The sequence below is a fragment of the Collimonas fungivorans genome, from assembly GCF_001584145.1.
GTDB lineage: Bacteria > Pseudomonadota > Gammaproteobacteria > Burkholderiales > Burkholderiaceae_D > Collimonas > Collimonas fungivorans.
In genome coordinates, this window is the sequence record NZ_CP013232.1 from 4,067,447 (window position 1) to 4,086,944 (window position 19,498).

The window sequence follows — 19,498 nt, forward strand, 5'->3', positions numbered from 1 at the left end:
TCCTTGCACAGGCTGGCCTATTTCCCGTAGCTGACAAGTGTTTGTCCTTTTCCGACAAGCGCGACATTTTTTGATTTTACGACCAAGTGACAGCCGCGGCGCGATGACATTTTCTTGTAGGGCATAAGTCAAACGTTGAAATATTGTCAATTAGATATTTTCGGCCGAAGCGATCAATTCATCCCGGTGCCGGCTTTGCTTTCCCGGGATGTTTACCACGAAAGAAAACGGTACGAGCGACGGCAATAATAAATCGGGTAGGATAGCAAGCTCCCGTTTTCAAACCTCCCAAGAAGGCTTGCCGCAAGCTATGTCAAACACCAATCTACGCAGTCAGTGCCATACCTTTTTTTCCGGCACTGCACCGCGCCCAGCCGCCGAGGATTTTGCCGAGATGGCTGCCTGGTGCCAGGCGCATGACATCCAGCACGATGTCTACGGCGAAGGCAAGCTGGTCCAGGATTTCGAAAACAAGATCGCTACGCTGCTGGGCTTCGAAGCGGCCCGCTTCGTGATTACCGGCACGCTTGCCCAGACCGTCGCGCTGCGCATTGCCTGCCTGGACCGCAACAATCCGCTGGTAGCGCTCCACCCTACTGCGCATATCCTGCTGCACGAGAACAGCAATTACCAGCTGCTCGACCATTTCACCTCGCTCAATGTGGGCAGCCCGCAGCGGCCGTGGACGGCCGATGACCTCAAAGCCATTCCCGATCGCCTGGGCGCGGCGCTGTACGAGTTGCCCATGCGTGAGATCGGCGGCCAGCTGCCGGCATGGGAAGAACTGGATGCGGTCAAGCACCACTGCCGCAAGCAAAACATCCATCTGCACCTGGACGGCGCCCGCCTGTGGGAAGCCGCCGCCGGTTATGGCAAGCCGCTGGACAGCGTGACCGCCGGCTTCGACAGCGCCTATGTCTCGTTCTACAAGGGCATAGGCGGCCTCGGCGGCGCCATGCTGCTGGGCAGCCGCGACTTCATTGACCGCACTTCGATATGGATGAAACGCATGGGCGGCAATATCTACCAGCGTTCGCCCTACGTGGTAGCGGCCGCGATGCGGTTCGACCAGAAGCTGGCGTGTATGCCGGCTTACCTGCAGCGCACCCGGGATCTTTATCGGCTGCTGGCGCGCTACCCGCTGTGGCAGGTCAATCCGCGCCAACCGCATTGCAATATATTGCATCTCTATTTTCCGGTTGACCGCGATGCGGCGAATGCGGCGCGCGACCAGCTGGCCCGGGAGCACGGGATCTGGCTGTTTGGCGAAGCCAGGCATACGGCCTTGCCGCAGCAGAGTTATGTAGAGTGGTATGTGGGAGAGGCGCTGCTGTCTTTGTCCGACGCCAGGGTTGCCGCTATCCTGGACCAGTTCCAGGCGCTACTCGCGCCTGTGTGAGATTGCCCCTGACGGCCCAAAAAAGCCGTCAGCAGGCAATCAAGCCGGTATAACTCAGGCCGGGCTCAGGCGGCTTTCTTCAATAAATGATGCGGATCGATGACGAATTTCTTCGGCGCGCCGGCATCGAACTGCTGGTACCCGGCCGGCGCCTGGTCCAGGGTAATGACTTCAACGCCGACAATGTCGGCGATCTTGATGCGGTCCCACAGGATCGCCTGCATCAGCTGCCGGTTGTATTTCATCACCGGCGTCTGCCCGGTATGGAAACTGTGCGACTTGGCCCAGCCCAGCCCGAGGCGGATGCTCAGGCTGCCGCCCTTGGCGGCGCTGTCGACCGCGCCCGGATCGTCTGTGACATACAAACCCGGAATGCCGATCTTGCCGGCCACGCGGGTCACCTCCATCAGCGAATTGAGCACGGTTGCCGGCGCTTCCGACTGCGCGCCCGCATGGCCATGGCCGCGCGCTTCGAAACCGACGCAGTCAATCGCACAATCGACTTCCGGCACGCCCAGGACCTGCGTGATCTGGTCGCTCAGTGAAGCATCGAGGGACAGATCCACGGTTTCGAAACCGACGCTGCGCGCATGGACCAGGCGCAACGGATTGACGTCGCCGACAATCACCACCGCCGCTCCCAGCAAGCGCGCCGAAGCTGCCGCGGCCAGCCCGACCGGACCGGCGCCGGCGACATACACTGTGGCGCCGGGACCAACGCCGGCCGTGACCGCGCCGTGGTAACCGGTAGGCAGGATATCCGACAGGCAGGTCAGGTCGCGGATCTTGGCCATCGCCTGCTCTTTATCGGGGAAACGCAGCAGGTTGAAGTCGGCGTAAGGCACCATCACGTACTCGGCCTGGCCGCCGATCCAGCCGCCCATGTCGACATAACCGTAAGCACCGCCGGCGCGCGCCGGATTGACGGTTTCGCAGACGCCGGTATGCTGTTCCTTGCAAGTGCGGCAGCGGCCGCAGGCAACGTTGAACGGCACCGAAACCAGGTCGCCCTTCCTGATGGTTTCGACATCGGAACCGACTTCTATCACTTCGCCGGTAATTTCATGGCCCAGCACCAGCCCGGCCTGGGCGGTGGTGCGGCCGCGCACCATGTGCTGGTCGGAACCGCAGATATTGGTGGACACCACTTTCAGGATCACGCCATGCTCGATTTTCTTGCCCTGCGGATTATCCAGCTTGGGAAATGGAATCGACTGTATTTCAACCTTGCCCTGTTCGATATAAACCACGCCACGATTTTCTGACATTGTGTCTCCTTCTTTTGTTATGAAGATTGAAGCCGCTATTGAAACCATTAAGCGTTACCGCAATTCACTAAATGCCCAGCGAAGCCTTGACCGCCGGCAGGCCGTCCTTGCCATCGAAGGTCTTTACCCCGGCCAGCAGCTTCTCCAGGATGTCCGGATTCTTTTTCAGCCACTCCTTGGCCGCAGTCTTGGGATCGGATTTGTCCATGATGCGTCCCATCAGCTGGTTTTCGATGCCGGTGGAAAACTGCAGGTTGCCGGCCAGCTTGTCGGCGTTAGGGCAGCGCGTCGCATAGTCGGTGGCCGCCACGGTATAGACCTTGGCCTCGCCGTAATTGGGGCCGAACACATCGTCGCCGCCGCTCAGGTAGCTGATTTTCTGCTGCACATTCATCGGGTGCGGTTCCCAGCCCAGTATCACTATCCATTTCTTTTGCTTGACCGCCCGCCCCAGCTCGATCAGCATGCCGGCCTCGCTCGATTCCACCATCTTGAAATTCTTCAGGTTGAACTGGTTCTTGCTGATCATTCCCTGGATCAGGGCATTGCCGTCGTTGCCGGGTTCGATGCCGTAGATCTTGCCGTCCAGCTCTTTCGAATACTTGGCGATGTCGGCGAAGGTCTTGAGGCCGGCGTCGTAGGCGTAGGTCGGCACCGCCAGCGTGTATTTGGCGCCGGTCAGGTTCGGCGTGGCCAGCACCTTGAGCGATTTTTCCTTGACGAAGGGAGCAATGATGGGATCCATGGTCGGCGCCCAGTAACCGAGGAACAGGTCGATCTGCTTGTTCTTGACGCCGGCAAAGGTGATCGGCACCGAGGCGATGGTCTTGGTGGTGTGATAGCCCAGACCCTCGTACACGGCAGAAGCCAGGCCGGTGGTGGCGGCGATGTCGGTCCAGCCGACATCGGCGAAACGCACGGTCTGGCACGATTTCGGTTCCTGCGCCTGCACCGGCGCCAGCAGGCTGCACGCCACGCCGGCGCCGGCGACCATCAAGCTGAATGATTTCATTGCTTTTTTCTCCTGAAACAAAGACGAAAGTCCGATGTAGGCACCGGTACAAGATGAATGGAAAGGGCATGCACACCGACGCAAGAGAAATCAATCATGCGGTAGGTACAGGTAAGAAATTACATCGCATCCGCACCTGGCTTTAGACCGATTGCGACATGCTATTGCCTGCCAGCGTCAAGCAGCTCATCCACCGCCAGCGGCAAGACCGGCAAAGACGGCAGTTCATCCACCGCCGACAGGTAGGGATGGCGCAGGTGCCGTTCGCTGCTGGGGGAACGGCCGAACTGGTTGCGGTAGGCCTTGCTGAAGTGGCAGGACGACTGGAAACCGCAAGCCACCGTCACGCTCATGATCGACATGGTGGTCTGCAGCAGCAGCTCGCGCGCGCGCCGCAAGCGCAGCTGCAGGTAATAATGGGTAGGCGTGACGTCCAGGTAGTACTTGAACATGCGCTGCAGCTGGCGTTGCGACAGGCCGACCAGCCTGGCGATTTCCTCGAAGGACAGGGTTTCTTCGATATGGGTTTCCATCAGCCTGGCCACCTCGATCAATTCCTTGCGGCTGAAGCCGAGCCGGGCCGCAATCGGGATATGCTGCTGGTAGGCGCCGTCGCGTATGCGTTCCAGGATGAACTGCTCGGAAATCTCGGCCGCCAGCGTCTTGCCGTAGCGGTTAGCGGTCAGGTTCAGCATCAGGTCGATAGGCGCGGTGCCGCCGGAACAGGTGAGGCGGTCGCGGTCCACCGCAAACAGACCCTCGGTAAACAATACGCGTGGAAATTCCTCGCGCAGCGCGGAAATGTTTTCCCAGTGGATGGCGCACTGGTAACCGTTCATCAGGCCGGCTTTGACCAGCGCGTAGCTGCCGGTGCAGATGCCGCCCAGCTTGACGTTGCGCCTTGCCAGCTGGGTCAGCATGGCGTTCAGTTTTTCGTTGACCGCCTCATGGATCTTGACGCCGCCGCAGACAAACAGGATATCCGGCGTGCCGGCCTGTTCCAGGGTCAGCGTCGGCGTAATCGGCAGGCCGTTGCTGGCCAGCGCCGGGGCGCCGTCGACACTGATCACCGACCAGCGGTACAAGGTCTGGCGGCTGATGTAATTGGCCATGCGCAAGACTTCGATCGCGCTGGCGAATGCGATCATCGAAAAATTCGGCAAAGTCAGGAAACCGAAATGCACCACCGGCGCAGGCGCGGCGGTTTGCGGCAGCATGGGGGCTGGCTGCTGCCCTGGGTTCGAAGCGGCTTGGTACGAAGACATCCTGCCTCCATCTATGGCTACCGGCGCTGGACCTCCAGCGCGCGGATCACGTTGCTGCTATCTGTGTTGCTGCTATCTGTTGCCAGCTGCTTCCCTGCCCTTAGCCGGTGGCCAGCGCAGGGCTCTTGCGAAACCACTTGCGCAGCCGGAAAAAGCGCTGCACCTTGCCGGCTTCCGGCGTGCGGCCGAAACTTTCAGTGATGCGGTCGAGGATGATCGCCAGCAGCACCACGCTCAGGCCGCTCTCGAAACCCAGTCCGATGTCGAGCCGCTGGATGCTGGCCAGCACGTCGTTGCCGAGGCCGCCGGCGCCCACCATGGAGGCGATGATCACCATCGACAGCGCCATCATGATGGTCTGGTTGATGCCCGCCATGATCGACGGCAAGGCGTTCGGGAACTGCACCTTGTACAGCAGCTGCCAGCCGGTGCAGCCGAAGGCCTGGCCGGCTTCGACGATTTCATTGTTGACCTGGCGGATGCCGAGCGCGGTCAGACGCACCGCCGGCGGCATCGCAAAGATCACGGTGGACAGGATGCCCGGCACCCGGCCCAGGCCGAACATCATGGCGGCCGGGATCAGGTAGACGAAGGCCGGCATGGTCTGCATCAAGTCCAGGATAGGCCGCACCACCATCGCTACCCGCTTGCTCTTGGCGGCCCAGACACCGACCGGGATGCCCAGCGCCAGGCTGATCAGGGTGGAAGAAATGGTCAACCCGAGGGTGACGATGGTCTGGTCCCAGAAACCGGTGTTGTAGATCACGAAAAAAGACACGATGGTAAACAGCGCAAACTTGAAGCCGACGCGCCAGATGCCCAGCACGATGAAAAATCCCATCAGCAGCCACAAGGGCAGCACTTGCAAACCGTGTTCAATGGATTCGGCAAACCAGCTGATGGCGTTGCCGAAGCTGTCGAAACTGTTGCCGTGCTTATCGAGGATGTAATGGACGAACTGGTCGACCCAGCGCCCCAGGGGAAGGTGTTCAGACATGCGAACCTCGGGATTTTGACAAAGCTTGGAGCACCATGGACTGGCTGATCGCGCCGCAGTAGCAGCCGTCGCCATCGACGACAGGCAAAGGACTGCGGCTGCTGATCAGCCGGTCCATTACGTCTTCCAGGTTGCTGCGGTGGTGGATCACGTCGATCCGGTCCAGTCCGTTCAGCTGCAGGTTGCCGCTGGCGTCGGCATGGCGGCGAGTGGCGACGATGCCCTGCACCTTGCGCGCCGCATCCACCACGAAGGCATAATCGGAGCGGCTGCTGCGGTACAGGTCGCCGTTGGCGTGGACCTCGCCGGCGGAGGCCACCAGCGGTACGGCATCGGTCTGCATCAGGTCGCCGGCGGTCAGGTAACGGTTGGTGTCGACGCCGTCGAAAAAGGCGCGCACATATTCTTCGGCGGGATGGTCGATGATTTCCTGGGCAGTGCCGACCTGCACCAGGCGGCCGCCCTCCATGATGGCGATGCGGCTGCCGATGCGCAGCGCTTCCTCCAGGTCGTGCGAGACGAAAATGATGGTGCGCTGTTGTTCCTTTTGCAAATCCAGCAGCACGTCCTGCATTTCCTTGCGCTTGAGCGGATCGAGCGCGGAAAAAGCCTCGTCCATGATCATCAGCGACGGATTCACCGCCAGCGCCCGCGCCAGGCCGACCCGCTGCTGCATGCCGCCCGACAGTTCGCACGGCAGCTTGTTGGCGAACGGCGCCAGGCCGACCTGTTCCAACACCGTCATGGTGCGGCGTTCGCGCTCCTTTTTACCGATGCCGGCCACTTCCAGCCCGAACGAGGCATTCGACAGCACGGTGCGGTGCGGCATCAGCGCAAACGACTGGAACACCATGCTCATGTCGCGCCGGCGCAGCTTGATCAGTTGCGAATTCGTCATCTGCGCCACGTTCTGGCCGTCCACCAGGACATTGCCGGCGCTGGGATCGACCAGGCGGTTGATCAGGCGGATCAGGGTCGACTTGCCGGAACCGGACAAGCCCATCAGCACGAATATCTCCCCTTCCTGCACCTCGAACGAAACGTTTTGCACGCCGACCACCTGCCCGGTCTCGGCGAATATCTGGTCCTTCGACTGCCCTCTTTCCAGCATGTTCAAGGCCAACTGCGGGTTATTGCCGAAGACCTTGTACAAACGGTCAACTACTACTTTTGCAGACTTCATTACCGGTCTCCTGATTGTGCATTCGACGCTATTGCAGCTTGGATAATTCCTTGTTGCAACATATCGCTAGCGTACGGGTCTGGCCATCCTTGCCCGCTTGTCTCAAATCCACTGCTGCAGAGTGTATGTGCAGCACTGCGTGGAAGACAAGCGGCAAAGACGGGTCCGGCGCCCTCACGACGGCGGGAAATCCATGGAAAAAATTCGTCTTACGTTATTCACATAGTCGCGACAAAGGTTTTTTGCCGGATGACGATTTACGACAAGCACTTAATCAAAAACGACGAAGCACTTGTCGTGCCATGACTAGCCACGGTTTACAGATTTTTCTTATGTCGCAATTCCATCATTTTTAGTCGCAATTGCAGGGAGTTAGGTTTTCCCGCCGGGACAATAATTATCTGCAGGTATCGAAGCGAGCAACCAGGCCAGCCTTGTTCCCATTTGCAGCAATCGCTTGCTATCACGATATCGCTAAGGCGCAATCGACAAAACAAACGATTGATATCAAAATGGAAACATATCAAAGGGGAGTTGCCAGCATGCTTCAGAAATTCAGCAAAACCAGAAAAATCAGCAGTTATCCGTGGCTCGCCGCAGCCGTCGCATTCAGTTTCCAGTTACCGGCGCTGGCCCAGACCGCGGACAGCGCCGCCGCCAAGGATGCCGCGGCGACTGCGCCGGCCGCCGCCGCACCCGCATCTCCGTTCACCGCCAATGTCACCATCGCCTCGCAATACGTGTCGCGCGGCTTTCGCCAGACCTGGGGCAAACCGGCGATCCAGGGCGGCGTCGACTATGCGCATCCGAGCGGCCTGTTTGCCGGCACCTGGATGTCCAGCGTCAGCGATCATTTCATCGAAGGCGGTTCGGTCGAATGGGATCTGTATGGCGGTTACACCGGCACGGCAGGAGATTTCACCTACACCGGACAGATCTATTACTACCTCTACCCTGGCGCAGAGGCATCGTTTGCAAAAACCAAATACAACTACGGCGAAGCGGTCGCTTCGCTCACCTACAAATGGTTCAACGTCAAATACTGGCTGACTTACACGCCTGACTATTTCGGCTACAACAGCGCGACGCTGGGCATAGGCAGCGGCCAGCACAGCCGCGGCTCCGGCTACCTGGACCTGAACGGCACGTTCGACCTCGGCAGCGGCTACAGTCTGCTGCTGCACTACGGCAATGAGCGGGTGAGAAATTTCTCCGCCTACAGTTTCCAGGACGGCAAAGTCGCCTTGTCCAAGGCGTTTGACGGCGGCTGGACAGTCACCGGCGCGGTGACCAAAGGCTGGGGCAAGAACGGCGTCTACGACCGTTACACTACCGGCGTACTCAATTCAGCAGGCCAGGCCGAAGTGTCCAATCCGCTGGCCACCACCCTGGTGTTGTCCCTGACCAAGACCTTCTGAGACTTCTCCCCCTGACGCATCGTATCCGTGACCATCCACCACCCGATGCGTTTTTGCCGAAGTCTTCTGTCCGCAGATTGACTTCGGCTCTTTTCATATCCGCTTTCACAACCATTTCCGGCTTCTTAAGATTGGCTTAAACCAGCCCATGTTAGGATTCTGCCTATGCGCATCCTCCTTGTAGAAGACGACCCATCGCTCGGCGCCACCGTGCAATCCTGGCTCCAGCTTGACGGCTACGCGGTGGATTGGGTGCAACGCGGCGACTCGGCCGCCACCGCGCTGCAAACCCATGGCTACGACTGCGTGCTGTTGGACCGCGGCTTGCCCGGAACCACTGGCGACCAGTTGCTGTCCCGCTTGCGTAGCGGCAAAGACCTGGTGCCGGTGCTCATCATCACGGCCCGCGACACCCTGGCCGACCGTATCGAAGGCCTCGACCTGGGCGCCGACGATTACCTGGTCAAGCCGTTCGACCTCGAAGAAATGTCGGCGCGAATCCGCGCCGCGGTGCGGCGCCACGCCTCACAGGCAGATAACATCCTGCGGCATGGCGAGATCGCGCTCGACCTTGCCAGCAAGCGCGTGACCCTGTCCGGCGCACCGGTGCTGCTGACCGCGCGCGAACTGGCGGTGCTGCATGCCTTGATGCTGCGCCGCCAGCACATCGTCAAGCGCGCGCAAATCGAAGAAGCCCTGTATGGATGGGGCGACGAGGTGGAAAGCAACGCCATCGAAGTGCACATCCACCACTTGCGGAAAAAACTCGGCGCCAGATCCATCGTGACGGTGCGCGGCCTCGGTTATCGTTTAAAAGAAGAACATGGCTGAAACGCCCTTGCAACAGCCTGGCGCCAAGCCGCACTCTCATTCGCTGCGCCTGCGCCTGTTATGGACAATTGTCGGCACCAGCACCCTGCTGTGGCTGGCCAGCCTGACCATCATGGTGTTCATCGCTTGGAACGAAACCAACGAGGTGTTTGACGACGCGCTCAAGGAATCCAGCAACCTGATCATGGCCGCCACCACCGATTTCAACGAACGCGGCTTGCTGAGCCAGACCGAAACCGCCGCCGGAGAGCCGCGCAAGGTCGACATCCAGTATCAGATCGTGATTGGCGGCAAGGTCATCCAGCGCACCGCCAAAGCACCGGCCACGCCCTTCGTTGCCGGCTTCGAGCAACGTAAGGGTTTCAAGAACATCGATATCGACGGCAAACGCTGGCGCATCTTCGTGCTGCGCAGCAAGGATGCGCATTTTGAAGTCCAGGTCGGGCAGAAATTCAAGAAGCGCCTGGACATCCTGGAGGAACTGGCCGACAGCCTGGCGCTGCCGGTATTGCTGCTGCTGGCGGTGCTAGCCGCACTAAGCTGGTACTGCGTCAGCCAGGTCATGAAACCGATCAGCAACACCGCCTACGCGCTCACCACCAAATCTCCGGGCGACCTGACCCCGGTATCGCTGGATGGCCAGCCGCGCGAACTGCGCCCCATCGTCAGCGCGCTGAACGGCGTGCTGCTGCGCCTGGAAAGCGCGCTGCAGGCAGAACGCAGGTTTACCGCCGATGCGGCGCACGAACTGCGGACGCCACTGGCGGCTTTACGCATGCATGTGCAACTGCTGCAGCGGCAGCACAGCGAGCTGTCCGCGCCGTTCCAGAAGCTGCGCGACGACATCGACCGCAGCACCGCCCTGGTCGAGAACCTGCTGGCCCTGGCGCGCCTGGACCCGCTCAGCCCGGACAAGCTGGAGCGGCAAGCGGTAGCGCTGCAGCCCTTCCTGCAGGAATTGCTGCGGGCACATTCGACCATGGCCGAGCAGCGCAGCATCAGCTTGCACATCGATACCCAGCTTGATCATATGCAGATGAATCCCGAGATGATGCAGATTGCCTTGCGCAACCTGCTTGACAATGCCTTGCGCTACTGTCCGCCGCACAGCACGGTGACGATTGCCTGCAGCAGCACATCCGGCCGGCAGCGCATCGCGGTTTGCGATAATGGCCCCGGAGTAACTGCGCAACAACGCAACAGGTTGAGCGAACGCTTCTTCCGCGTATTGGGTAGCGGGGAGCAAGGCAGCGGACTGGGTTTATCGATTGTCCGCCGCATCGCCGAGCTGCATGGCGCCAGGCTATCCTTCGGCAGCGGCCTGGACGGGCGCGGCCTCGGCGTATTCCTGGATTTTCCTGCCGAATGAGCCGTGCAGCCCAGGCAAGCGGTTTTTTGTGGTCCTTAAGATAACGTTAAGCTTGGCGGCGTCTAATAACGATCAAGGTCGCGCATCAGCGAATCGAACGATCTTAAAACGCAGCTCATCGAAAAGGAAACACCATGAACCGTATCAGCAAATTTGTCGCCATCACCGTTCTCGCCAGCGCCGCAACCATGGCTGTCGCACAAGGCTATAGCGGCCCGTCCGCCACTTCGGCGGCGCCTGCCGCGGCCCGCTACGCCGGTCCGTCGACTGTGCCAAGCATGACCGCCAAGCAGCTGCTGGCGAACGGCGTCGACGACCAGTACGTGACCCTGACCGGGAAACTGGTGCGCCATACCGGCGGCGACCATTATGTGCTGGCCGACGCCAGCGGCGAAATACAAGCCGACATTTCGGCCAGGCATTTCCCGCAGGATCAGACTATCGATGCCAATACCGTAGTCGAACTTAGCGGAAAATTCGACAAGGAACGCTTCGGCAGCTCGAAACTGGAAGTCAAGCAAATCAAGGTAATCGCCGTCAAATAATCCTTAGGGCCCGTTAGGGAATAAGTTGGGCATTTGGACGGCCTTAGCGCAGCGGCTGCGCGAAACCCCGCCGCATCTTAATAGAATCTTCATAGCATGATGCTAAGATGCCGCATCATGCTATTTTTTCTATTTTTTTGCAGTGAAAAATGGCGCGCCGAGCAATCCCTCAACTTCCGCCATGCGTCCTTCCAACAAAAAAATCGTCGTCTATCTCGTCTCCGCAGCGCTGCTTTTGCTGCTCGCGTTTGCCCTGTACCGGTTTTTCTTCCATGGCGGCAAAGAACCGCAATACCTCACCGCTCCAGTCGTCACCACCGATATCCAGGATACGGTGCTGGCCAGCGGTTCACTCGAAGCGCTGCAGCAGGTGAGCGTCGGCGCCCAGGCATCGGGCCAGCTCAAATCGCTGAAGGTGGTGCTGGGACAGGAAGTGAAAAAGGGACAGCTGGTAGCCGAAATCGATTCGCTGACGCAGCAAAATGCGCTGCAAAACGCAGAATCCGCGCTCACGCAAGTACGCGCCCAGCTGCGCTCCAAGCAAGCCAGCCTGGTCCAGGCCCAGCAGAATTTCAAGCGCCAGCAGCGCCTGCTGGCCGGCGACGCCGGTTCGCGCGAAAGTTATGAAACCGCGGAAGCGACCCTGCAGGCCACGCTGGCCGACATCGATTCGCTGAATGCGCAAATCGAACAAGCCAAGATCACCGTCAGCACCGCCACGCTCAACCTCGGTTATACCAAGATCACCGCGCCCATAGATGGCAAGGTGGTGTCGATCGTGACCAAGGAAGGTCAAACCGTCAATTCGGCCCAGCTGGCGCCAACCATCATCGTCCTCGCCGAACTGAAAACCATGACGGTGAAAGCGCTGGTGTCGGAAGCCGACGTGATCCGCGTCAAGCCGCAGCAGCCGGTGTTCTTCACCATCCTGGGCGACCCCGATCACCGTTTCCACGGCAAGCTGCGCTCGGTCGAGCTGGCGCCGGATTCGATCGGCAGCGATGCTAGCGACAGCAATAAAAAAAGCGATGCCAACGCCGCGCCGATCTACTACAGCGCCCGGTTCGACATTCCCAACCCCGACAACAAGCTGCGCATTTCCATGACAGCGCAGGTCTCGATCGTGCTGAGCGAAGTCAAGGCGGCGCTGGTGATCCCGTCGACGGCGCTGGGCGAGCGCGGCAAGGATGGCCGCTACCAGGTCAAGGTGCTGGAAACCAAGGACGGCAAGCACAGCGTCGCCACGCGCCAGGTGCGGATCGGCATCAATAACGTCCGTGCGCAAGTGCTGGATGGCTTGAAGGCCGGAGAAAAAGTCATTGTGGGAGAGGATAGCGGCACACCGCCGACTGATGCCGCTGCCGTGATAATGGACTAAGCATGAAGCCAGCCTTGCTAGAGCTGACGGGACTGTACCGGCAATTTCCGTCCGGCGAAGAAACCGTTACCGTGCTCAACAACATCAACCTGAAAATCGGCGCCGGTGAAATGGTGGCGCTGGTCGGCCCATCCGGGTCAGGCAAATCGACCTTGATGAACATCCTCGGCTGCCTCGACCGTCCCAGCAGCGGCAGCTACCTGGTGGCCGGCCAGGCTACCGGCGACATGGAACCCGACGCCCTGGCGCATTTGCGGCGCGAGCATTTCGGCTTCATTTTCCAGCGCTACCATCTGTTGCCCGACCTGGATGCCGCCAGCAATGTCGAGATTCCCGCAATCTATGCCGGCAAACCGGCAGCGGTGCGCAAGCAGCGCGCGCAAGCGCTGCTGGGCCGGCTCGGCCTGGCCAACCGCACCCATCACCGGCCCAGCCAGCTGTCGGGCGGGCAGCAGCAACGCGTCAGCATTGCGCGCTCGTTGATGAACGGCGGCCAGGTGATACTGGCCGATGAACCGACCGGCGCGCTGGACAGCCACAGCGGCCAGGAAGTCATCAAGATCCTGCAAGAGCTGCATGCCGAAGGCCATACCGTCATCATCGTCACGCATGACATGCGCGTTGCCGAATATGCGCAGCGCATCATTGAAATCAGCGACGGTGAAATCGTCGCCGACCGCCTGCGCCAGGACAGCGCCGCCGATGCATCTTCAAACGCCGCTGCGCGCGACCGGCCGCAGATCGAACTCGGCCAGGAATCGTCGTGGCGCGCCACTGCAGCCAGCCTGGTCGAAGCCTGCAAGATGGCCTGGCTAGCCATGAAGTCGCACCGGCTGCGCAGTTTCCTGACCATGCTGGGCATCATCATCGGCATTGCTTCGGTGGTGTCGGTGGTGGCGCTGGGCGAAGGATCGCGCCGGCAGATCCTCAAGGACATCAGTTTCCTGGGCACCAATACCATCACCATCTATCCCGGCAAGGACTGGGGCGATGAAAAAGCAGCGGCGGTGCGTTCGCTGGTTTCCGCCGATGCCGATGTGCTGGCGCAGCAGGTATACGCGGACAGCGCCACTCCTGGCATCAGCACCGCGGCTATCGTACGCTACCGCAACATCTCGGTCAGCGCTTCGCTGCAAGGCGTGGGCGAGCAGCATTTTCGCGTGCACGACGTGCAGATGGCGGAAGGCCGGCCGTTCACCGCGACCAGCGTCAAGCAGCAGACGCAGGAGGTGGTGATCGACCACAACATGCGCCAGAAACTGTTCGGCAAGAACGACAATCCGATCGGACAGGTGCTGATGCTCGGGAACATTCCCTGCCGCATCGTTGGCGTCGCAAAAAAAGAAAAGAATGCCTATGGCGGCGGCAGCAGCCTCACCCTGTGGGTCCCTTACACCACGGCCCTGACGCGCATCATAGGACAGTCCCACCTGCAATCGATTTCAGTGCGCGTCAGCGATGCCGCCTCGCCTGCGGCTGCCGAAAAAAGCATCGTCAAGCTGCTCACCCAGCGCCATGGCGGCAAGGATTTTTTCATACAGAACAGCGACAGCATCCGCAAGGCCATCGAATCGACCACTGCCACCCTGACGCTGCTGGTGTCGATGATCGCCGTGATTTCGCTGGTGGTCGGCGGCATCGGCGTGATGAACATCATGCTGGTGTCGGTCACCGAGCGGATCCAGGAAATCGGCGTGCGCATGGCGGTAGGCGCGCGCCAGTCCGACATCATGCGGCAGTTCCTGATCGAAGCGATACTGGTCTGCCTGCTGGGCGGCATCCTCGGCATCTCACTGGCGCTCGGCATCGGCGCGCTGTTTTCCAGCTGGTCCGGCGTCAACGGCAGTTTCCAGATGCATTATTCGCTGACCTCGATCGTGGTGGCTTGCACCTGCTCGACCCTGATCGGCATCATCTTCGGCTTTTTGCCGGCCCGCAATGCAGCCCGACTGGATCCGGTGGAAGCCCTGGCTAGAGAATGAAAAACATGCGCTATCTCAAACCTTCCCTGTGCCTGCTGGCCTGCAGCTTGCTGGCCGCCTGTTCCACCCTGCACACGCCCTACCAACCGGTGGCGGTGACAACGCCGCCGGCTTGGCAAAACAAACTGGCGGAGAACGCCGGCGACGCCATCCGCCAAGACCGCTGGTGGCGCAATTTCAACGACCCGCAACTGGATCAGCTGGTAGAGCTTGCGCTGGCCCGCAACAACGACCTGGCGGCAGCGACGGTGCTGGTGCGGCGCGCGCAGTTGCAAGCCGGCCTGGCAGTCATCAACCCAACCGTCGCGCTGAACGTCAGCAGCAGCAACAGCCGCAATTTGCGCGGTTCACCCGTTGGCACGCGCAACCAGGCCCTCACCGGCAGCGTCTCCTACGAACTGGACCTGTGGGGCAAGCTGGCAAGCCGGCGCGACGCCGCCGAATGGGAAGCCCTGGCAACCGCCGAAGACCGCGACAGCACTGCTCTGGCCCTGGTCGGCACCACTGCTACCCTGTACTGGAAGATCGCCAACCTGCAACAACGTATCGCTGTCAGCGAACAAAGCATGGCTTATGTCGGCAAGATCCTGGAGCTGGTGCACCTGCAATACGATGCCGGCGCGGTGTCGTCGCTGGAGCTGCTGGAGGCGGAGCGTTCGCTGGCGTCGCAGCAGGCCAGCCATACCCAGCTGCTGCAAGAACTGGTGGAGACGCGCGCCGCGCTGGCGTTGCTGTTCGACGGACCGCCGGAACTGCGTTATGCGGAAAGCGGCAAGCTCGCGGCCGCTGTCCTGCCGGCGGTCGACGCCGGCCTGCCGTCGCAGCTGCTAGGCCGCCGGCCCGACCTGCACGCGGCAGAACTGCGGCTGCGCAGACTGCTGGCCAGCATCGACGACACCCGCGCCAGCTATTATCCGTCGCTGGTCCTGACCGGTACGCTGGGAAGCAGCAGCACGGCGCTGTCTAACCTGCTGCAGAATCCGATCGGGACGCTGGGAGCGACTCTGGCTTTCCCGTTCCTGCAATGGAATCAGATGCAGCTGAATATTGCGTTATCCAAAGCGGACTACGACAAAGCGGCGATCGATTTCCGCCAGGCCTTTTACAAGGCATTGAATGACGTCGAAACGGCCTTGTCCGCCCGCAGCCAATTCCAGGCCCAGGGGCAAAAACTGAGCCAGGCGCTGGCCGCGGCAAGCCGCATCGAAGGTTTATACGAGGAACGCTATCGCGCCGGCGCGGTGCCGCTGAAAACCTGGCTGGACGCGCAGGAAACCCGGCGCAACGCTGAAATCGCCGTGGCAGACAACAACCTGAACCTGCTGACCAGCCAGGTCAAGCTGTATCAGGCTTTGGGCGGCGATACTGTCACAGCGACAGCATCAACTGCCGCGCAGCCGCCAAGATGACAGCCGGTTCACTTGCGCAGCCATTGGCTGACACGTTGCGGATTGGCGTCGACCCACTGCTTGGCTGCCGCCTCCGGCTTGGCGCCGTTTTCTATGGCCAGCATGACGCTGTCGATCTCGCCTGGCTGCCATGAGAAATTCTTCAGAAAATCGTTGACCGGCCTGGCTTTCGCTTCCAGTCCGGGATTGGCGATGCTGTCGACATGCTCGGCTTCGCCATAGACTTTTTTCGGATCGTCGAGGAATTTGAGTTTCCACTTGGCGAACATCCAGTGCGGCACCCAGCCCGTCACCGCGATCGCCTTGTTGTTGCGGATCGAGCGCTCCAGCTCGGCCACCATGCCGCTGCCCGAGCTCGGCATCAGTTTGTAGTCGAGGCCATAGTCCTTGATCGCCAGCTCGGTCTTGGTCATGACGCCGGCGCCGGCATCGATGCCGACGATGCGGCCGTCGAACGCGGCTTTTTGCGCAGGCAGGTCGACGATACTGGCGGCGTTGACATAAGCAGGCACGATCAAGCCTATCCTGGCCCCCGGATAATTCACGCCCAAGTGCACCACCTTGTCTTTCAGCTTCTCGTAATACGCACCCTGCGTCACCGGCAGCCAGGCCGACATGGTGGCGTCCAGGTCGCCCCGCGCCACCCCCTGCCACATCAGTCCGGCAGAGACCGGCACCAGCTTGACCTCATATCCCAGGTTTTGCCGAATGATCTGCGCCGCCACATAAGTAGTCGCGACACTGTCAGACCACCCCTCCACATAACCGATCTTGATGCCCGGCTTGGCATCCGCCGCAGCCACCCCCGAACTCGCCACACACGCCAGCGCGGCCACCAGGCAACATAATTTTCGTATCGGATTCATGCTTAACCTCTTCAATGTGCTGCGATGGGAACTGCCGATTTAATTAGGGTCAGAGTCGAATTATTTCAGAGACTAATTCGACTCTGACCCTAATTTATTTCTCATTTATTTATCTACGACCAGGTTGCTCAGTGGCTTGCTGCAGCACAGGAGCACCATGCCTTGGTCGATTTCGCGCTGGCGGATGCCGCCTTTGTGCTGCATGTCTACCGTTCCTGAAATCAGCTTGACCTTGCAGGTGCCGCACATGCCTTGGGCGCAAGAGGAGGCCAGCCGGACGCCTGCGTTGCGGGCGGCTTCCAGCACGTGCTGCTGCGGACCGCATGTGATCTGGCGCATGCTTTTCTGGAAATTGATTTCGAAGCCGGCGGTGGCCGGGGCGCTGTCAAGAGTTGCCTGCGGCTGGCTCTCTTGCTGCAAAGTCTCGAAGGAAAAACTTTCCTCATGATAGCGGGCACGCTCAAAGCCGGCTTCGTCCAGCATGGCGCGCACCGCTTTCATGTAAGGCGCGGGACCGCAGACGAAAACTTCGCGCTCCATGAAATCGGGCGCCATCAGCTTCAGCGCCGGCAGCGACAGCATGCCGGTCGGGCCCGACCAGTCGCGCCGCTGGCCCAGCCGCTCGCAGATGAAACGGGTTCTGAAATTCTGCTGGTTGGCGGCGATCAGGCTCAGCTCGCGCTCGAAGATGATGTCGTCCGGCGTCCTTGCGCTATGGATGAAAACGATATCCCTGTCGTCGGACAGGTCGTGGTGGGCGCGCGACATCGACATCAGCGGCGTGATGCCGGACCCGGCCGACAGGAACAGGTACTTTTCCGCCGGATGGATAGCACAGGTAAACTCGCCTGCCGCGCGCAAAACCTTGACTTTGTCACCAGCCTTGAGGTTGTCGTGCAGCCAGTTCGACACCGGACCGCCCGGCACGCGCTTGACCGTGATCGAGATCGTGTGCGGCCGCGCCGGCGACGATGAAATCGTGTAGCAGCGGTTAATGGCTGCGCCGTTGATTTCCAGCTCCAGCGTGATGAACTGGCCAGGCTGGAACACAAAGCCGCCGCCGCCGGGAGCGGCAAAGAAAAAGCTTTTTACGTCATGCGTCTCGGCCCGCACCTGGCAGCAGACCAACGTTTCCTCGCTATCGCTGTCCCACAGCGGCGGGATGCTGTCCCAGAAATTCCGGCGATTCAGTTTATTGGATTCCATGACCGGTCCTGGCAAGATTTCGGCTTTCAATTAATTCTCCACAGCGATCGCTATGGTGGTCGCTGTGCCGCTTTTCAAATCGGCTGACAGCCCGGCTGACAAGCGGCCGATATACCAGGTGCAGAACTTTTCAACCAGGCCTTCGGTAAACGGTGAATACGGGCCGGGCTGGTACGCCGTGCTGCGCGCACCTTGCTGCGACAGTTCGACCAGCCGCTTGTCCTGGTCGTTGGTGGCGTTCCACACCGCGGTCAGGTTGTCGAGCTGGTAGTCGATGCCTTCGCGCGCATCTTTATGCACCAGCCATTTGGTGCGCACCAGGGTACGTTCCGCCGATAAAGGCAAGACTGAAAAACTGACGATGTGGTCGCTCATGAAGTGGTGCCATGAATTCGGCTGAGTCCAGAACGACAGCCCCCCCAGGTCAGCGCGCTCGAACTGCCCCAGCAGCTTGCCGGAAGCGACCTTGCCGTCCAGCGTCTGCGATTCGCCGGCGCGGTCCAGCGGCAGGCGCTGGGTGCGGAAGCCGGTCACCAGCTCGTCCAGGCGTTCTATCTCCGCCGACGGTAAGCCGCCCTGTTCCCATTCGGCGCAGCGCTGCGCAGCCAGTCGATCGAATTCGGCGATCTGTTCTGCATTGCCAGGCGCCGACTGGTAGCCGAAGCCGAACTCGAACAATGAGGCAGTCAATTCAGGATGATTGGTCGCACAGTGATAACACTCGCGATTATTTTCCATGGTCAGCTTCCAGTTGCCCTCTTCGATCAGGTCGACCTGCTTGGCGATCTTGCAGTCCTGCAGGCCGTGCGGCAGCAGATACGGCGCCATGGCATCGCGCATGACCGCAAAATCCTGCGGCGGCTGTTCTGCCAGGCAAATGAATATCAGCCCAGCCAGGTTCTCGACATGCACCGGCTTCAAGCCGTGCTTGCTGCGATCGAATTTCTCGCCCATGTGGTCGGCATGGATCAATTCTCCTGTCAGGTTATAAGTCCACTGGTGATACGGGCAGACCAGGTTGCCGACCGAACCTTTGTGCTCCGAACACAAACGCGCGCCGCGATGGCGGCACACATTGTGATAGGCGCGCACCGACATGTCGTCGTCGCGCACCACCACGATCGAATTGAGGCCGACCTCGACCGTGACGTAATCGCCCGGCTCGGGAATATCCGGCTCGACCGCGACATGGATCCAATGCTTGCTGAAAATCTCCCGGATATCCAGGTCGAAGATTTCCTGGCTCAGGTAAAACGGCGCATCCAGGCTATGGCCAGGCAGGCGCTCGGCGATCAGTGATTGAATCTCTTTGGATACTTTCAATTGTTTCTCCATGTATTGCATTTATGGAACCGCCGCAGTTGCAACCT

At 60.3% G+C, this 19,498-nt stretch carries 16 protein-coding genes; 8 read left to right on the top strand and 8 right to left on the bottom strand.

The features are described from left to right. Positions 1–310 precede the first annotated feature (310 nt). Positions 311–1,399, top strand: coding sequence for a threonine aldolase family protein (locus CFter6_RS17620; protein WP_061541025.1), 1,089 nt, complete (start codon positions 311–313; stop codon positions 1,397–1,399). A 65-nt stretch (positions 1,400–1,464) separates the two neighbouring features. Here the strand turns inward: CFter6_RS17620 and fdhA are convergent, their stop codons facing one another. The 5 genes from fdhA to CFter6_RS17645 form a co-directional block, all read right to left on the bottom strand. Further along, positions 1,465–2,667: a formaldehyde dehydrogenase, glutathione-independent gene (fdhA, locus tag CFter6_RS17625; protein ID WP_061541026.1), complete on the bottom strand. Its 1,203-nt coding sequence runs from the start codon at positions 2,665–2,667 to the stop codon at positions 1,465–1,467. Positions 2,668–2,734: 67 nt separating this feature from the next. Continuing rightward, positions 2,735–3,679, bottom strand: a complete 945-nt coding sequence (locus CFter6_RS17630; RefSeq protein ID WP_061541027.1) for a choline ABC transporter substrate-binding protein — start codon at positions 3,677–3,679, stop codon at positions 2,735–2,737. 161 nt (positions 3,680–3,840) lie between these two features. Then, positions 3,841–4,896 carry a GlxA family transcriptional regulator gene (locus CFter6_RS17635; RefSeq protein ID WP_236904689.1) on the bottom strand — a complete coding sequence of 352 codons (1,056 nt, stop codon included), beginning with the start codon at positions 4,894–4,896 and terminating at the stop codon, positions 3,841–3,843. Positions 4,897–5,044: 148 nt separating this feature from the next. Then, positions 5,045–5,941 carry a choline ABC transporter permease subunit gene (choW, locus tag CFter6_RS17640; RefSeq protein WP_061541029.1) on the bottom strand — a complete coding sequence of 299 codons (897 nt, stop codon included), beginning with the start codon at positions 5,939–5,941 and terminating at the stop codon, positions 5,045–5,047. After that, positions 5,934–7,124, bottom strand: coding sequence for a quaternary amine ABC transporter ATP-binding protein (locus tag CFter6_RS17645; RefSeq protein WP_061541030.1), 1,191 nt, complete (start codon positions 7,122–7,124; stop codon positions 5,934–5,936). The genes choW and CFter6_RS17645 overlap by 8 nt, the downstream gene beginning before the upstream one ends. Before the next feature lie 542 nt (positions 7,125–7,666). On the opposite strand from CFter6_RS17645, the gene CFter6_RS17650 reads away from it, so the two are divergent. From CFter6_RS17650 to CFter6_RS17680, 7 genes are all read left to right on the top strand, one after another. Continuing rightward, complete coding sequence (locus CFter6_RS17650) at positions 7,667–8,542, top strand: TorF family putative porin (protein WP_061541031.1); 876 nt, start codon at positions 7,667–7,669, stop codon at positions 8,540–8,542. Between the two features lie 165 nt (positions 8,543–8,707). Beyond that, positions 8,708–9,373 carry a response regulator gene (locus tag CFter6_RS17655; protein ID WP_061541032.1) on the top strand — a complete coding sequence of 222 codons (666 nt, stop codon included), beginning with the start codon at positions 8,708–8,710 and terminating at the stop codon, positions 9,371–9,373. After that, entirely contained in the window at positions 9,366–10,742 is a 1,377-nt protein-coding gene (locus CFter6_RS17660) for an ATP-binding protein (RefSeq protein ID WP_061541033.1), read from the top strand. Before CFter6_RS17655 ends, CFter6_RS17660 begins: the two co-directional genes overlap by 8 nt. 134 nt (positions 10,743–10,876) lie before the next feature. Then, a complete protein-coding gene (locus CFter6_RS17665) occupies positions 10,877–11,287 on the top strand; it encodes a YgiW/YdeI family stress tolerance OB fold protein (protein ID WP_061541034.1) in 411 nt (136 codons plus the stop codon). A 181-nt stretch (positions 11,288–11,468) separates the two neighbouring features. Next, positions 11,469–12,665 (top strand): efflux RND transporter periplasmic adaptor subunit, encoded by a 1,197-nt coding sequence (locus CFter6_RS17670; RefSeq protein ID WP_061541035.1) that lies wholly within the window; start codon positions 11,469–11,471, stop codon positions 12,663–12,665. Positions 12,666–12,667: 2 nt separating this feature from the next. Beyond that, positions 12,668–14,647 carry a MacB family efflux pump subunit gene (locus CFter6_RS17675; RefSeq protein WP_061541036.1) on the top strand — a complete coding sequence of 660 codons (1,980 nt, stop codon included), beginning with the start codon at positions 12,668–12,670 and terminating at the stop codon, positions 14,645–14,647. Positions 14,648–14,652: 5 nt separating this feature from the next. Beyond that, on the top strand, positions 14,653–16,056 hold the full coding sequence (locus tag CFter6_RS17680) for an efflux transporter outer membrane subunit (RefSeq protein WP_236904362.1): 1,404 nt from the start codon (positions 14,653–14,655) through the stop codon (positions 16,054–16,056). A gap of 8 nt (positions 16,057–16,064) precedes the next feature. On the opposite strand, the gene CFter6_RS17685 is transcribed toward CFter6_RS17680, so the two are convergent. The 3 genes from CFter6_RS17685 to CFter6_RS17695 form a co-directional block, all read right to left on the bottom strand. Continuing rightward, positions 16,065–16,922 (bottom strand): glycine betaine ABC transporter substrate-binding protein, encoded by an 858-nt coding sequence (locus CFter6_RS17685; RefSeq protein WP_061541038.1) that lies wholly within the window; start codon positions 16,920–16,922, stop codon positions 16,065–16,067. Positions 16,923–17,027: 105 nt separating this feature from the next. Continuing rightward, positions 17,028–18,128 carry an FAD-binding oxidoreductase gene (locus CFter6_RS17690; protein ID WP_061542443.1) on the bottom strand — a complete coding sequence of 367 codons (1,101 nt, stop codon included), beginning with the start codon at positions 18,126–18,128 and terminating at the stop codon, positions 17,028–17,030. 30 nt (positions 18,129–18,158) lie between these two features. Further along, positions 18,159–19,472, bottom strand: a complete 1,314-nt coding sequence (locus CFter6_RS17695) for an aromatic ring-hydroxylating oxygenase subunit alpha (protein ID WP_150118803.1) — start codon at positions 19,470–19,472, stop codon at positions 18,159–18,161. Positions 19,473–19,498 lie beyond the last annotated feature (26 nt).

Bases quoted from the DNA above. Each gene is read 5' to 3' on its own strand.
- CFter6_RS17645 (WP_061541030.1), bottom strand. From the start codon at position 7,124: ATGAAGTCTGCAAAAGTAGTAGTTGACCGTTTGTACAAGGTCTTCGGC.
- CFter6_RS17650 (WP_061541031.1), top strand. From the start codon at position 7,667: ATGCTTCAGAAATTCAGCAAAACCAGAAAAATCAGCAGTTATCCGTGG.
- CFter6_RS17660 (WP_061541033.1), top strand. From the start codon at position 9,366: ATGGCTGAAACGCCCTTGCAACAGCCTGGCGCCAAGCCGCACTCTCAT.
- fdhA (WP_061541026.1), bottom strand. From the start codon at position 2,667: ATGTCAGAAAATCGTGGCGTGGTTTATATCGAACAGGGCAAGGTTGAA.
- CFter6_RS17635 (WP_236904689.1), bottom strand. From the start codon at position 4,896: ATGCTGCCGCAAACCGCCGCGCCTGCGCCGGTGGTGCATTTCGGTTTC.
- CFter6_RS17690 (WP_061542443.1), bottom strand. From the start codon at position 18,128: ATGGAATCCAATAAACTGAATCGCCGGAATTTCTGGGACAGCATCCCG.
- CFter6_RS17665 (WP_061541034.1), top strand. From the start codon at position 10,877: ATGAACCGTATCAGCAAATTTGTCGCCATCACCGTTCTCGCCAGCGCC.
- CFter6_RS17685 (WP_061541038.1), bottom strand. From the start codon at position 16,922: ATGAATCCGATACGAAAATTATGTTGCCTGGTGGCCGCGCTGGCGTGT.
- CFter6_RS17630 (WP_061541027.1), bottom strand. From the start codon at position 3,679: ATGAAATCATTCAGCTTGATGGTCGCCGGCGCCGGCGTGGCGTGCAGC.
- CFter6_RS17655 (WP_061541032.1), top strand. From the start codon at position 8,708: ATGCGCATCCTCCTTGTAGAAGACGACCCATCGCTCGGCGCCACCGTG.
- CFter6_RS17620 (WP_061541025.1), top strand. From the start codon at position 311: ATGTCAAACACCAATCTACGCAGTCAGTGCCATACCTTTTTTTCCGGC.
- CFter6_RS17680 (WP_236904362.1), top strand. From the start codon at position 14,653: ATGCGCTATCTCAAACCTTCCCTGTGCCTGCTGGCCTGCAGCTTGCTG.
- CFter6_RS17670 (WP_061541035.1), top strand. From the start codon at position 11,469: ATGCGTCCTTCCAACAAAAAAATCGTCGTCTATCTCGTCTCCGCAGCG.
- CFter6_RS17695 (WP_150118803.1), bottom strand. From the start codon at position 19,472: ATGCAATACATGGAGAAACAATTGAAAGTATCCAAAGAGATTCAATCA.
- CFter6_RS17675 (WP_061541036.1), top strand. From the start codon at position 12,668: ATGAAGCCAGCCTTGCTAGAGCTGACGGGACTGTACCGGCAATTTCCG.
- choW (WP_061541029.1), bottom strand. From the start codon at position 5,941: ATGTCTGAACACCTTCCCCTGGGGCGCTGGGTCGACCAGTTCGTCCAT.